The organism is Bradyrhizobium sp. S3.7.6, assembly GCF_054061875.1.
Map to the genome: position 1 here is coordinate 6,511,958 of NZ_JBSSEQ010000001.1, position 12,949 is coordinate 6,524,906.

General features: G+C 65.3%; 11 protein-coding genes. 2 read left to right on the top strand and 9 right to left on the bottom strand.

Annotated elements, in window-relative coordinates:
- Positions 1-14: 14 nt before the first annotated feature.
- The 7 genes from ACVJ5M_RS32050 to ACVJ5M_RS32080 form a co-directional block, all read right to left on the bottom strand.
- Complete coding sequence (locus ACVJ5M_RS32050; protein WP_063984195.1) at positions 15-1,559, bottom strand: AMP-binding protein; 1,545 nt, start codon at positions 1,557-1,559, stop codon at positions 15-17.
- Positions 1,552-2,070 carry a (2Fe-2S)-binding protein gene (locus ACVJ5M_RS32055; protein WP_063984196.1) on the bottom strand — a complete coding sequence of 173 codons (519 nt, stop codon included), beginning with the start codon at positions 2,068-2,070 and terminating at the stop codon, positions 1,552-1,554. Before ACVJ5M_RS32055 ends, ACVJ5M_RS32050 begins: the two co-directional genes overlap by 8 nt.
- Positions 2,067-2,882, bottom strand: a complete 816-nt coding sequence (locus ACVJ5M_RS32060) for an FAD binding domain-containing protein (RefSeq protein WP_063984197.1) — start codon at positions 2,880-2,882, stop codon at positions 2,067-2,069. Before ACVJ5M_RS32060 ends, ACVJ5M_RS32055 begins: the two co-directional genes overlap by 4 nt.
- On the bottom strand, positions 2,879-5,878 hold the full coding sequence (locus ACVJ5M_RS32065; protein WP_063984198.1) for a xanthine dehydrogenase family protein molybdopterin-binding subunit: 3,000 nt from the start codon (positions 5,876-5,878) through the stop codon (positions 2,879-2,881). Before ACVJ5M_RS32065 ends, ACVJ5M_RS32060 begins: the two co-directional genes overlap by 4 nt.
- 143 nt (positions 5,879-6,021) lie before the next feature.
- Complete coding sequence (locus tag ACVJ5M_RS32070; RefSeq protein ID WP_014496257.1) at positions 6,022-6,861, bottom strand: helix-turn-helix transcriptional regulator; 840 nt, start codon at positions 6,859-6,861, stop codon at positions 6,022-6,024.
- 127 nt (positions 6,862-6,988) lie between these two features.
- Positions 6,989-8,410, bottom strand: coding sequence for a UbiD family decarboxylase (locus ACVJ5M_RS32075; protein ID WP_063984199.1), 1,422 nt, complete (start codon positions 8,408-8,410; stop codon positions 6,989-6,991).
- A 25-nt stretch (positions 8,411-8,435) separates the two neighbouring features.
- Positions 8,436-9,056 carry a UbiX family flavin prenyltransferase gene (locus ACVJ5M_RS32080; protein ID WP_283018596.1) on the bottom strand — a complete coding sequence of 207 codons (621 nt, stop codon included), beginning with the start codon at positions 9,054-9,056 and terminating at the stop codon, positions 8,436-8,438.
- A 173-nt stretch (positions 9,057-9,229) separates the two neighbouring features.
- Here ACVJ5M_RS32080 and ACVJ5M_RS32085 point away from each other — a divergent pair, with 173 nt between their 5' ends.
- Positions 9,230-10,201 carry a LysR family transcriptional regulator gene (locus ACVJ5M_RS32085; protein WP_063986499.1) on the top strand — a complete coding sequence of 324 codons (972 nt, stop codon included), beginning with the start codon at positions 9,230-9,232 and terminating at the stop codon, positions 10,199-10,201.
- Positions 10,202-10,413: 212 nt separating this feature from the next.
- Positions 10,414-11,454, top strand: coding sequence for a Bug family tripartite tricarboxylate transporter substrate binding protein (locus ACVJ5M_RS32090; protein WP_063984201.1), 1,041 nt, complete (start codon positions 10,414-10,416; stop codon positions 11,452-11,454).
- Between the two features lie 75 nt (positions 11,455-11,529).
- Here the strand turns inward: ACVJ5M_RS32090 and ACVJ5M_RS32095 are convergent, their stop codons facing one another.
- Both ACVJ5M_RS32095 and ACVJ5M_RS32100 read right to left on the bottom strand, forming a co-directional pair.
- Positions 11,530-12,366, bottom strand: coding sequence for a bifunctional allantoicase/(S)-ureidoglycine aminohydrolase (locus ACVJ5M_RS32095; RefSeq protein WP_063986500.1), 837 nt, complete (start codon positions 12,364-12,366; stop codon positions 11,530-11,532).
- A 62-nt stretch (positions 12,367-12,428) separates the two neighbouring features.
- Entirely contained in the window at positions 12,429-12,938 is a 510-nt protein-coding gene (locus ACVJ5M_RS32100) for an ureidoglycolate lyase (protein ID WP_063986501.1), read from the bottom strand.
- Between the last annotated feature and the right edge of the window lie 11 nt (positions 12,939-12,949).

Genomic DNA, 12,949 nt, shown 5'->3' on the forward strand with positions numbered 1-12,949 from the left:
TAGATGAGTGATGATCAGGCGGCGTCTGATGGCGGCAGGCGCTCGGCTTCGTATTCACCGGCGACGAGCAGTCGCCGCAGCAGTTTGCCGACCGGCGATTTGGGAATGGCGTCGACGAAGACGTAGCGGCGCGGCCGCTTGAAATTGGCAAGGCCCGTGGTCCGGCAGAACTGCTCCAGCTCGACGTCCGACACAGGGCGATTGCGCTTGACGAAGGCGGCTACGACCTTGCCCCATTTCTCGTCGGCGACGCCGACCACTGCGACCTCGTCGACCGCCGGATGCAGCGACAGGCAGCTCTCGATCTCGACCGGCGAGACGTTCTCGCCGCCGGTGATGATCATGTCGTCGACGCGGCCGGTGACGAACAGGTCGCCGTCGGGATCAACGAAGCCGGTATCGCCCGTAAAATACCAGCCCTCGCGCAGCGACTTGGCGTCGGCTTCAGGGCGGCGCCAGTAGCCCTCGAAGGCCTCGTCGCCGGCCAGCGTCGCGATGATCTCGCCCTCCTCGCCGACCGCGGCAAGCTCCGCGACCGACTTCGCTCCGATGCGCACGACCTTGACGTGCTGGTTCAGCCCCGCCTTGCCGGCCGAGCCGGGCTTTGCGGCGGCGTTCTGGTCGATCGTAAAGGTGTAGATCTCGGAGCTGCCGTAGTGATTGACGAACAACTCTGGCTTGAACGCCTCGTTCAGCTTCTTGAGAAGGCCGTCGGTCATCGAGGCACCGGCGAAGCCGAGCTTGCGGACGCTGGAGACGTCGGTCCTGGCAAAGGCCTCGTGATGAACGAGGTCGTGATAGAGCGTCGGCACCAGATAGAGGTTGGTGATCTCCTCCTTCTCGATCAGGGCCAGGGCCTGGTGGCTGTCATAGCGCGGCAGGCAGATGAAAGTGCCGCCGATCAGCGACATCGCCAGCAGCGAGCGGACGCCCATGGTGTGGTAGAGCGGCATGACGCCGAGCGTGCGCTCGCCGCGGCCGTAGAGATTTTGCGCGACATGGGCGATCGCCGCGGCGCGTTCGGCGCGATGCCGCCGCGGCACGCCCTTCGGCCGCGAGGTTGTGCCTGACGTGTAGAGCATGATCGACCAGGCATCGGTGCCGACACGCGGCTCGGCGTCCGGCGCGCTGTCCTTGATCAGATCGGCAAAGCTGGTGGCCTCCCCCGTCCCGGGATCGACGGAAACACGCAGCAGCTTGCCTGCCAACCCCGAGCCCTGCACCGCCTCGGCAGAGATATCCTGATAGACGATCGCGCAGGCTTCGGCGTTCTCGATGCAGTAATCGAGCTCGTCGGCCTTGGCGCGCCAGTTGATCGGCGTGATCACGAGGCCTGCGAACTGGCAGGCCCAGTGCAGCGTCGCCGCTTCCCAGTGGTTTTGCAGCAGCGTGACGACGTGATCGCCGGGCTTGAGGCCAAGGCGGTCGAATGACGCCACGAGCGCAGAGATCTTGCCGTACCATTGGCGGTAGGTCAGGCGGAGATCGCCGTCGACAAGCGCAATCGCATGAGGATCGCGCGCGGCGCTGGCCATGAAGCTGCTGGCGAGATCAAGCATCGGACGTCTCTTTTTTGGATGAAGCGAGTTCGGCGGCGGCTTCGAGCGCCGCCTGGATGATCGGTGTGTAGCCGGTGCAGCGGCAGATATGTCCGCTAAGGAGGTCGCGGATCTCGGCCTCGGTCGGCGCCGGGTTCCTGGCGAGATAGTGGTCGAGCGACATCAAAATGCCGGCGGTGCAGAAGCCGCACTGGAGCGCGTGGTTGCGGCGGAACGCCTGCTGCAGCACGCCGAGCCGGTCCGCCGACGGCGCGAGGCCTTCGACAGTCTTGAGCTCGCAACCATCGACCTGCGCGGCGAGCGTGAGGCACGACCGCGTCAGCATGCCGTCGACGACAACAGTGCAGGCACCGCAGACGCCGTGCTCGCAGCCGACATGGGTGCCGGTCGCGCCCAACTGGTGACGCAGGAAATCGGACAGCAGCATGCGCGGCTCGGCCTCGCCCTCGACCGGCTTGCCGTTGAGCGCGAAACGGACGGCATGGCGCTGATCTGCCTTGAGACGGGTCATTGCAGCACCTCGCCGATCAGATCGCGACCGATCATGCGCACGAGGTCGCGGCGGTAGCGCGCGGTGGCGTGGACGTCGTCGCGGGCGCCAAGCTCGTAGGCAAAGTCATTGAGGGCATCGTCGAGCGCGCTGCCCTCCAGCCGCGGCCAGTCGCGCGCGGTCGGAACGTCGGCGACGCCGCCGACTGTGAGGCGCACGCCCGTCGGTGTCTTCATCGCGGCGCAGGCGACGATGGCGAAATCGCCATGGCGTCGCGCGACCTCGCGGAAGACGAAGCGCGATCCCTTGACGGCGGGCAGCGAGATTCCTTCGATCAGTTCGTCATCGGCGCGCGCGGTCAGCATCATGCCGGCGAAGAAGTCCTTGGCGGCAACGCGCCGCCGCCGCTTGGCGCTGCGCAGCAACACCTCGCCGCCGAGCGCAACCAGCGTCAGCGGCATCTCGGCGCTGGGATCGGCGTGCGCGAGCGAGCCGCAGATGGTGCCGCGGCTGCGGGTCTGCATGTGCCCAACCCATGGCAGCGCCAGCGCGACCAGCGGCAGCGCCTCGGCGAGGTCAGGCCATGCCAGGAGGTCAGCCTGGCGCACGCCGGCGCCGATAGTGACGGCATCGCCCTTCCGCTCGATCTCGCGCAGCTCCCTGATGCGCATGATGTCGATCAGCAGTTTTGGCTTGGCGAGGCGCATGTTGAGCATCGCCATCAGCGACTGCCCGCCAGCGAGCACGCGCGCATCGCCACCCTGCTGCGCGAGTCCTTCGAGGACATCGCCAAGGGTTTCGGCACGGAGATAGTCGAATGCGGACGGTTTCATCGGCGTCCCCCGAACAGGCTCGCCACCTTTGCCAGCAGCGCGAAGAGCGAGAAGCCGCCCTCCGCACCACCACCGCCGGCCTTGCGGGCGAGCGCAGTGAAGAACTGGCCGATGATGACGCGCGTCGCGCCGTCGAGCAGGCGACCGCCGATGCTCGCCACCTTGCCGCCGATCGCGGCGTCGTAGCTGTAGGTCAGCTTCGTTCCGCCATTGCCGTCGGGCGCGAGCGTGATGCGCCCCTCGGCATTGCCGAAACCGAGCGCGCCGGTGGCACCGCCGCGCAGGGTGACCGCGCGCGGCGGATCGAGATCGAACAGCTCGACGTCGGCGCGATAACGCCCGCTGACCGGGCCAATACCGAGCGTGACGTCGGCGCGGAAATGCGTGTCGGTGATCTTGTCGACGCGCTGGCAGCCGGGAATGACCGATTGCAGCGTTGCGGGATCGAGCAGCATCGCCCAGACCTGCTCGGGCGCCCCCTTTACCGAGGCCTGCCCCTCACCGCGCAGCCGCCGGTCGCCTTCGCGCACAGGCGCGGCAGTCGCGCCGCCAGCGGGAGGCGGCGGTTCGGCACCGCGCACCAGCTCTGCAAGCCGCGCCGGCACCAGCGGCAAGGTGATATCGGCAATGCCGAGCGCGTCCGCGACTGCATTGGCGAGGCAGACGGGTGTGGACATGCAATTGCCCTCACCGACGCCTTTTGCGCCGAGCGGCGTGAACGGCGACGGCGTCTCCATGTGGATGATCTGCGGCTCCGGCACCTCTGTCGTGGTCGGCAGCAGATAATCGGCGAGCGTTCCCGTCAGAAAGCTGCCGTCCTCGGCGTAGGCATATTCCTCGTAGAGCGCGGCGCCGAGCGCTTGCGTAAAGCCACCGCGGATCTGGCCGTTGACCATGGCGGGATGCAGGATGGTGCCGCAATCGTGCATGGTGACGTAGCGGTCGATTCGCGTCTCCAGCGTCGTCGGATCGATCTCGACGCCGCAGAAATCGAAGATGAAGCCGTGGCAGAGCGAAGAGTTGATGCGGTCGTCCTCGTCGGGCGGCGTCAGCTCCGGCGGCGTCCAGAACACGGTCTCGCGGATGGTCTGGCCGGCATCATCAGGCAGCGAGCCCGGCGACCAATGGCTGAGCGCCGCGACGCGCGAGAACGCGATCCGGTTCTCCGGATTGTGCCTGGAGGCAACGAAGCCTTTCGCAAACACGATGTCGGCGGCTTCGACGTTCAGCTGGCTGGCGGCGATGCGGGCGAGCCTGCCAGCAACGCGCTCGGCTGCGATCTTCGCGGTACCGGCCACGGCTGCGGCGAAGCGGCTGGCGTAATTCCCTGACGCAATCGACCAGGCATCCTTGGCGGTGTCTATCTCGGTGTTGACCCGGATGTCTTTCGGCTGGAGGCCGAAGACGTCGGCAACCACCTGAGACAGCACCGTGCGATGGCCCTGCCCCTGCGGCACGGAGGCGACGTGAACCGTGACGCTGCCGACCGGGTCGAGCCCGACGGTTGCGGTTGCCTGCGCGCCGTTCTTGGGACCTGCCTTGCGGCGCTCGGCCGCCGTCAGCACGGTGGTGATGTAGCCCATGTTGGAGACGCTGGGCTCGACCACCGCGGTGAAGCCGATCCCGTAGAGCCGCCCCTGCGCTCGCGCCTCGTCCCGCTTCGCCTTGAGCGCAGCGAGCCTGCCCTGCTCGACTGCGAGCGCGACGGCTTCCTGGTAGTTGCCGGAGTCGAGCAAGGCACCAGTCGCTGTGCGATAGGGAAACGCGCCGGCGTCGATCAGATTGCGCTTGATGACATCGAGCGGATCGAGGCCAAGGCCGATCGCGATCCGCTGCACCAGGCGCTCCAGTGCGAAATAGACCTGCGGGCCGCCAAAGCCCCGGTTGAGACCGGTCGGCGTCTTGTTGGTGACGACGACGCGGTTGCGGATCTTGACGTGACGGATGTCGTAGGCGCCGGTCAGATTGCCGTGCATGCGGTAGAGCGTGGCAGGCTCAGGCGCGCGCAGATGCGCGCCGCAATCCTCGACCTGGTCCCAGTCCAGCGCGAGGATCTTTCCGTCGGCTGCGACCGCCGCCGACAAAGTCGTCGCGCGGTTGGTCGCCGACACCGACGCGGTCAGATGCTCGAGCCGGTCCTCGATCCACTTGACGGGCCGGCCCGTGACACGCGCGGCCGCGGCGATCAGCACGATATAGGGAAACACGCCCTGCTTGACACCAAAGCTGCCGCCGGAATCCGGCGGCGTACGCAGCCGCAGCCGGTTGCCCGGCACTTTCAACGCGCGCGCAATCACGGTGTGGATGCTGAACGGGCCCTGGAAATTGGCGAGCACCTCATAGGCATCCTCGCCCGCATCGTGCGAGGCGACGACCCCGTAGGTCTCGATCGGCGTGCAGGAATTGCGGGGATAGCGTATGTCGATCGAGAAGCGATGCGGCGCGTCCGCGAAGGCCTTTTCAGGATCGCCGTACCGGAAATGGCGGTCACTGGCGAGATTGCCGGGAAAGCCTTCGTGCAGTACCGGCGCGCCTGATACGAGCGTCCCGAGCGGATCGACGACAGCAGCCCGCGGGCGATACTCGACGTTGATCAGCTCGGCCGCATCCTCGGCGCGCGCACGGTCAGTTGCGACGACCAAAGCGACCGGTTCGCCGACATAGCGCACGCGGTCCATCGCGATCGGCCAACACTCCACCGGCGCCTTCACGCCGACGACGAGGCTCGTGGTGACGGCCTTGACGTCGCTGCCGGTCAGAACGGCTGCAACGCCCGGCAGACGCTTGGCGGCTTCAACATCGATGGAGAGAATATCGGCATGCGCATGCGGCGAGCGCAGGATCGTCGCGTGCAGCGTGCCGGGCTGGACACCGAGATCGTCGATGAAGCGGCCGCGGCCAGAGAGCAGCGCGGCGTCTTCGACGCGCTCGATCGAACGCCCGACCCACGGCTCATCGCCACTTCCCGGATTTGCGGATTTGACCGCCTGCAACATGTCCCGGCATACCTCCCGACGCGTTCTTTGACGCGACGATGACGTTTGTCAGGACTGGGGGTGCGGGAGCCATACCGCCCGCTCTCACGACTTACCAAATCGTCTCATTCGAGAGCGTGCAGCGCAATATCGGCCCGCAAGACTCAACCCGCAAGACGCGAGACATTGCGAAACTCGCGCGGGCTGACGCCGGCGTGATCGCGGAAGAAGCGCGTGAAATGCGCAGGCTCCGGAAAGCCAAAACGCTCGCTGAGCTCGCCGAGCGGTGTGTCCTCGCGCATGACAGCATCGAGCGCGCGCTCCATGCGGACGACGTTGAGATAGAGCTTTGGCGAGACGCCGAGCGAGGTCTCGAACAGGCGGAAGAACTGCGCGCGCGAGAGGCCTGCGCCCTTCACGAACTGATCGACGTTGGCATAGGAATCATGCACGCGCATCGCGTCCATCGCGCGGCGGATCCGCCAGTCGCAGCTCACCGCGCTCATGCCGCGGATCGAGGTCGGGAAGCTGCGCCAGGGCGTGAAGCGCTCGATCACCGCGATCATGAGATCCGAGAGCGTCTGCTCGTGGGTCCGCACCGCATCCGGATTCGCCATCATTTCGGCCGCCAGATGCAGCGTGAGCTGACGGATGCGCGGCGACACCTCGCCCGACGGCCGCTCGAAAAAGCCCGGCGCACCGCTGGCCGCCCAGCCGGGACGGAACTCCTTCAGCCATTCCGGCTCGATATAGAGCGCCATGATCAGCGTGCGCGGACGGTTGGCGTCGTGCACATAGGCATGCGGCTTCCAACCGTCGACGAGCACGGCGGCGGTGTCTGTCAGCGGCGTGACCTGGTCGCCCACAAGAAACTGCGTGTCGGAGCCCTCGACCTTGAGCAGGACGTGGCAGTGATGATGAGCGTGGCGGACCAGCGAACGGTCCATGTCGAGCAGAGCGACCCTGCCGAAAGCGCCATGAGCGATGCGCAGGGCCGTCGACATCAGTTCCTTCCTCCCGGCAGCGTTGCGCTGCAAAATGATTGCTTCATTGGCGCGGCACTATAAGCAGCACCCGCTTCATATTCCAACGGCGCAAACCGACGCAAGTTGCTTCCGAGCGGTAATCCGCTCATGCGCGCGTCTCCGAAAGAAACCGCGCGACCGCAGCGCCGGGGTCGGCCTGCAAGGCAGTGGCGAGATCGACCTCCTCCTCGCCCTTGACGCGAATGCGCTTGAAAGCGAGCTCGGGCGCGTTGACCGGCGCGGTCGCATCGAGACCCATCTTGGCGCTGATGCCGTTGTCGGTGGTCGGATCGAGCTTCGAGCCGAGCGCGCCGGCGACGACCATGAGGTCGCGGTCGGCCTGGAAGCGCGTCGCCACCGCCCATTCGATTTCCTCGGACGAGGAGATGTCGACGTCCTTGTCCACCACGATCACCTGCTTGATGTCGTAATGGGCGCCGAAGGCGCACATCATGATGTTCTTGGGCTCCCCGTCGTTCGCCTTGTCGATCTTGATCGCGAGGTGGTAGCGGCAGGTGCCGCCGCGCGTGAGGCGGACGTCGATCACGCCCGGAAAACTGCGCCGCAGATGCTGGAGCAGCGTCGCTTCGCGCGGCACGCCGCCGAGGATCAGGTGCTCAAAACCGCCGCCCACGATGGTATGGAAGATCGGTTTCGCACGATGCGTGATCGCATCGACCTCGATCACCTCGCGATTGGCGCGCGGACCATAATATTGGGGGAATTCGCCGAACGGACCTTCCGGTTCGCGCACGCCCTGAAGAATGCGTCCCTCGATGACGATCTCCGCGTGGGCGGGCACGCGGACTGAATTGGTGCGACACTTCACGACGTCGACGGGCGCGCCGAGCAGCGCACCCGCAATCGCCATCTCGTCATCGTCAAGCGCGGCGATCGCCTGGGAGGCCAACATCAAGGCCGGATGCGCGCCGATCACGATCGCGATCTCCAGCGCCTGGCCCAGCTCCTCCGCGAGGCGGTAGTAGGAGAAGGTGTGCCGCGGCAGCAGCAGCACGCCGATGCGGTTCTTGCCAGAGATCTGGCAGCGGTGGATCGAGACGTTCTGTACACCGGTCTTCGGGTTGCGCGCGATCAGCAGGCCGGCCGTGATGTAGGGGCCGCTGTCGCGCTCATTGTGCTTGGGCACCGGGAGTTGGCGCAGCAGATCGACGTCCTCGTGGACGACGTCCTGCACCGGTCCGCTCGCGACCTCATGCGTCGGCAGTGGATGGTTTGCAGCAGCCAGGAACCGTGGCAGCAACTGGTCCTCGGTCACGCCGATGGAATCGGCGACCCAGTCGCGTCCGGCGAAGAGATTGGCGACGACGGGAATTTCATGCCCATCGGGGCGCGGGAAGAGCACCGCGCTGTCGCGCTCCAGCCGCTTGGCGACGGCGGCGAGCTCGTCAGCGAGCCCAATGCCCTCGCGGGCGATCGCGAGCTTGCCGCGCTCGGCGAGAAACGCGAGCCAGGCGCGCAGATCGGCGGGCGCGTTCGCGCCTCTCCTCGCAACATTTTCCATTGGCATACGGGTCATTCCTCAGGTCTTCAGGTCAGGGCGCGATCTTGCGCAGCGGCGGCGAGCGGCGCTTGAGCGACTCGTCCTCGCCCCAGCGGCGCACAACGCCGATATCGATGTCGAACAGGTCGAGCACACGGCCGACGGTGTGCTCGACCATGTCGTCGAGGTTCTCGGGTTTTGCGTAGAAGGCCGGCACGGGCGGGGCGATGATCGCGCCCATCTCCGACAGGGCCGTCATCGTCCTGAGATGCCCGGTGTGCAGCGGCGTCTCGCGCACCATCAGCACCAGTCGCCGGCGCTCCTTGAGCACGATGTCGGCAGCGCGGGTCAAAAGCGTCGTGGTCACGCCGGAGGCGATCTCGGACATCGAGCGCATCGAGCACGGCGCCACGATCATGCCGGCGGTGCGGAACGAGCCGCTGGAGATCGCCGAGGCCATGTCGTCGATCGCATGGCAGACATTGGCGAGCTCCCTCACCTCCGCGATCTTCAGGTCGGTCTCGTAGGCAAAGGTCAGCTCAGCGGTCTTCGACATCACCAGATGCGTCTCGACGCCGGCATTGCGCAGGAGCTGCAGCAGGCGAACGCCATAGGTGACGCCGGAGGCGCCGGAAATGCCGATGATCATCCGTTTGGGTGTGGCGTCCTGCATATGTCTGATTTCGCTCCCAGACGGCGCGGCCCTCGAGGCCTCGCGGTCCGCCACGAGACTAGGCAATCCCACCCATCACTACAAATAATGATTGATTATATCATCCATCATCTGTGATGATGGCCGCGCACAAGCAACAGCGAACAAAGGACAGCTCCGTGGAACTCAGGCAGATGCAATATTTCCTTTGCCTGGCCGAGGAAAAGAACGTCACCCGCGCCGCGCGCCAGCTCAACATCGTGCAGCCGGCGCTGAGCATGCAGATCGCCAAGCTCGAGGCCGAACTCGGCCAAAAACTGTTCGACCGCAGCGTCCAGGGCATGACTCTGACCAGCGCCGGCGAGGCGCTGGTGCGGCTGACCGCGCCGATCGTGCGTGACGCCGAATATGCGCGGCAGGAGATGGCGCAGCTCGGCGGGCGCATTTCGGGGCGGGTCTCGGTCGGCCTCATCACGTCGGTGGCGCAGAGCACTATGGCCAGTTCGTCGGCGACGGTCGCCAGTCGTTATCCCGAGATCACGCTGTCCGCCTGCGAGGGCTATACCGAGACGCTCGTGGACTGGGTCAACACCGGTCAGCTCGATTTCGCGCTGATCAACGTGCCGCGCCGGAAGACGCCGCTGTCCGCGCATCACATCATGGACGAGGAGATGGTGTTCGCCTGCCGCAAGGACAGCCCGGTCAGGCCACCGGCAAAGCTGCGGTTCGACCACATCGCGAATTTCGACCTCGTGCTGCCGTCCAAGCGCCACGGCCTGCGGCTGATCCTGGATGAGCACGCCGCCGCCATCGGCATCGACCTGCGGCCGCGGCTCGAGCTCGACACCCTCCCCGCGCTCTGCGACGTGATCGCGACCACCGACTTTGCCACAGTGCTGCCGACCATCGCGCTCCGGCAATCGCTCGCGAGCGGCGCCATCCGGGCGCATCGTTTCGACCAGCAACGGATCGTGCGCTCGATTGCCTGGGTGCATCACCCGCGGCGAGCGGTGTCGGTCGCGGCCAAGGCGGTGCTCGACGTCATCAGCCACGATCTTGCGCAAGCGGCCGCCGTGGCGCGAGAGTTTGTGGAGCCTTTCATTGGCAGCACGACCTCATCGCCTCGCAAGGCGCGCAGCAAGACGCGGCGGAAAGCGATCTCTTGAGTGCAGAATTCCTGCTCGGACAAGATGTCGCGCCCACTGCAAAATGAGACGGGTTGGTAAGTTTTGAGACGTGCAGGCATGACGGTCGTAGCGGCCTGCTAACTACGGTCCAGGCGCAGAAAAACGCGACCTGGCGCTCATCCCCGACGACTCCCGTCCCGGACGCTCCCTGGGCTCGCAGAACAAGACACAGTCGGGAGATTCAGTCCGAGATGGCACGGTTCGGTCGCAGCAAGATCACAGATGGCGCTCACCAGGAGAGCGAGGGATTTCGTCCTGACCGGAGGTCGCTGCTCACGCTCGGTGGTGGCGCCCTGCTCGCAGCAACGGGAATGCGGCATGCAAACGCGCAAGACTATCCGACCCGCCCGGTCCAGGTGCTTGTGCCCTTCGCCGGCGGCAGCGCCAGCGACGTCATCACCCGCATCCTGCTCAACCGCATGTCCATGTCGCTAGGGCAGGCCTTCGTGGTTGACAATCGTCCCGGCGCCGGCGGCAATATCGGCACCGCTGCTGCGGCGCATGCAGCACCCGACGGCTACACGCTGCTTATGAGCACCTCCGGTCCGCTGGCCGCGAACAAATCGCTGTACAAGGAGCTGCCCTACGATCCGCAGAAGGATCTCGTCCCCATCGGCCTGTTCGCGACGCTGCCGAATGTCATCGTGATCAATTCGAGGCTGCCACCGAAATCACTGAACGAGCTGATCGACTATGCCAAGGCGCATCCGCGGGAGCTGAACTACGGAACGGTCGGCGTCGGCTCGTCGCAGCATCTGGCGGCCGCCTATTTCGAGCAGCTCACGGGCACCGAGATCACGCACGTTCCCTATCGCAATATCGCCGCCTACACGCCGGACTTCATCGCGGGCCAGGTCCCGCTTGGCTTCCAGCTCTTGCCGAACGTCATCAGCCTGATCAAGAGCGGCGATGCACGCCCGCTCGCGGTGGCCAGCGACAAGCGCATGTCCGCGCTGCCGGATGTGCCGACCGCGGCGGAGGCGGGCCTCAAGAATTACGAGAGCGCCGCTTGGCTTGCTCTGCTCGCGCCCGCGAGCACAGGCAAGGCCGTGCTCAACAGGCTCTATGCGGCGATGGCGGAAGCCGTGAACGATCCGAAGGTGCGCGCCCTCTTCGTCGAGCAAGGCGCCGAGCCCATGGTGATGGACCCACAAGGCCTGAAGGATTTCATGACATCGGAAACGACGAAATGGGCTGCGGTCATCAAGAAGATCGGCATCGAGCCGATGTAACCCCGAGCTTTTGTGCAATTATCAGCATCGTCCGGATGATCCGTCCGCGATAGCTCGCCAAAAAGCGCCTCCAACTTACGCTGCCGTGAAGGGCCGCAGATCCATGTGCCGGTTGACATCCTTATAGAGGAGATAACGGAACCGACCTGGGCCCCCGGCGTAGCACGCCTGCGGACAGAACGCCCGCAGCCACATAAAATCTCCTGCCTCGACCTCGACCCAGTCCTGGTTGAGCCGGTAGACGGCCTTGCCCTCCAAAACGTAAAGACCGTGCTCCATGACATGGGTCTCTGTGAAGGGAATAGATGCGCCCGGCTCGAACGTGACAATATTGATGTGCATGTCATATCGGATATCGGCCGGATCGATGAAGCGTGTGGTCCTCCATCTCCCATCCGTATCTGGCATTAGCGTCGGTGCGACCGAGTCCTCGTTGGTCACGATGACGTCGGGGTGAGCAAGCCCCGGTACGCCCTGATATAGCTTGCGGATCCAATGAAAATGAGCGGGGCTCGAGCTGCGATTGCGAATGCTCCAGCCGCGGCCGGGTGGAAGATAGGCAAAGCCCCCGGGTCGCAGCTCCCGCTCCTTGTCCGCCACCTCGAGGCTCAATTTGCCACCCGCGACGAACAGCGCGCCTTCGGCATCCTTGTCCGGCTCCGGCAGCTCACTTCCCCCACCCGGTGCCACCTCCATAAGATAATGGGAAAATGTCTCGGCGAATCCGGAGAGCGGTCGCGCCAGCACCCAGACACGCGTGTTATCCCAATGCGGCAGATGGCTGACGACGATATCGCGCTGCACACCGCCGGGTATGACCGCATATGCGTTCGTGAAGACCGCCCGGCCGCTCAAGAGCTCCGTCTGGGCCGGATGGCCGCCCTGCGGCACGTGATAGGTTTGCGATCGCATGGTCGTGGCCTCCGATAGGTTTCCCGTGTGGTATGTCATTGCGCGGCTCTGCTTGCCGCACGTCATTTCCCGAGAATGCTGTCCGGCGCAAAATCGAGCTGCACCATCTCTTCCAGCCAATATTCCTCAAGATTGTCGCCCCCGCCCTTCCGGTCGACGACGAAGAACGGACTGGAGTCTTCCAGAACAAGCAGCGGATGGTGCCAGCAGTTGCGGGCATAGTTTACGCCCTGGTATCCCGTTGCAGCGAAGGCCCGATAGGTCGAGGCGATATGCGGATCCGTGCAGACGACGATCAGCCAGTCCTTGCGGTTCAAGGGCATGAACAATTGACTTCCAAGCGGATGGCGCTCCATCAGCCGGATCGCGATCGGCGCAGGCCGGGTGGAGGCGACAAACCAACTGATGTTGATCTGTCCGCCTTCCGCGGTGACGTCGATCGTGGCGAGATCGTTGAAGCGCCGGGCAAAGCCTTCGTTGATCGGCAGGGGCGTCAACCCATCCGTATCGACGACCTCGCCAAACGGCGCAAATGCCTTCCTCGTTAGACGCTCAATCGAAAGCGTCAGCATCGCCATATTCC

Excerpts from the sequence above, each read along its gene's own strand:
- ACVJ5M_RS32050 (WP_063984195.1), bottom strand. The coding sequence starts at position 1,559 with ATGCTTGATCTCGCCAGCAGCTTCATGGCCAGCGCCGCGCGCGATCCT.
- ACVJ5M_RS32055 (WP_063984196.1), bottom strand. The coding sequence starts at position 2,070 with ATGACCCGTCTCAAGGCAGATCAGCGCCATGCCGTCCGTTTCGCGCTC.
- ACVJ5M_RS32060 (WP_063984197.1), bottom strand. The coding sequence starts at position 2,882 with ATGAAACCGTCCGCATTCGACTATCTCCGTGCCGAAACCCTTGGCGAT.
- ACVJ5M_RS32065 (WP_063984198.1), bottom strand. The coding sequence starts at position 5,878 with ATGTTGCAGGCGGTCAAATCCGCAAATCCGGGAAGTGGCGATGAGCCG.
- ACVJ5M_RS32070 (WP_014496257.1), bottom strand. The coding sequence starts at position 6,861 with ATGTCGACGGCCCTGCGCATCGCTCATGGCGCTTTCGGCAGGGTCGCT.
- ACVJ5M_RS32075 (WP_063984199.1), bottom strand. The coding sequence starts at position 8,410 with ATGCCAATGGAAAATGTTGCGAGGAGAGGCGCGAACGCGCCCGCCGAT.
- ACVJ5M_RS32080 (WP_283018596.1), bottom strand. The coding sequence starts at position 9,056 with ATGCAGGACGCCACACCCAAACGGATGATCATCGGCATTTCCGGCGCC.
- ACVJ5M_RS32085 (WP_063986499.1), top strand. The coding sequence starts at position 9,230 with ATGCAATATTTCCTTTGCCTGGCCGAGGAAAAGAACGTCACCCGCGCC.
- ACVJ5M_RS32090 (WP_063984201.1), top strand. The coding sequence starts at position 10,414 with ATGGCACGGTTCGGTCGCAGCAAGATCACAGATGGCGCTCACCAGGAG.
- ACVJ5M_RS32095 (WP_063986500.1), bottom strand. The coding sequence starts at position 12,366 with ATGCGATCGCAAACCTATCACGTGCCGCAGGGCGGCCATCCGGCCCAG.
- ACVJ5M_RS32100 (WP_063986501.1), bottom strand. The coding sequence starts at position 12,938 with ATGCTGACGCTTTCGATTGAGCGTCTAACGAGGAAGGCATTTGCGCCG.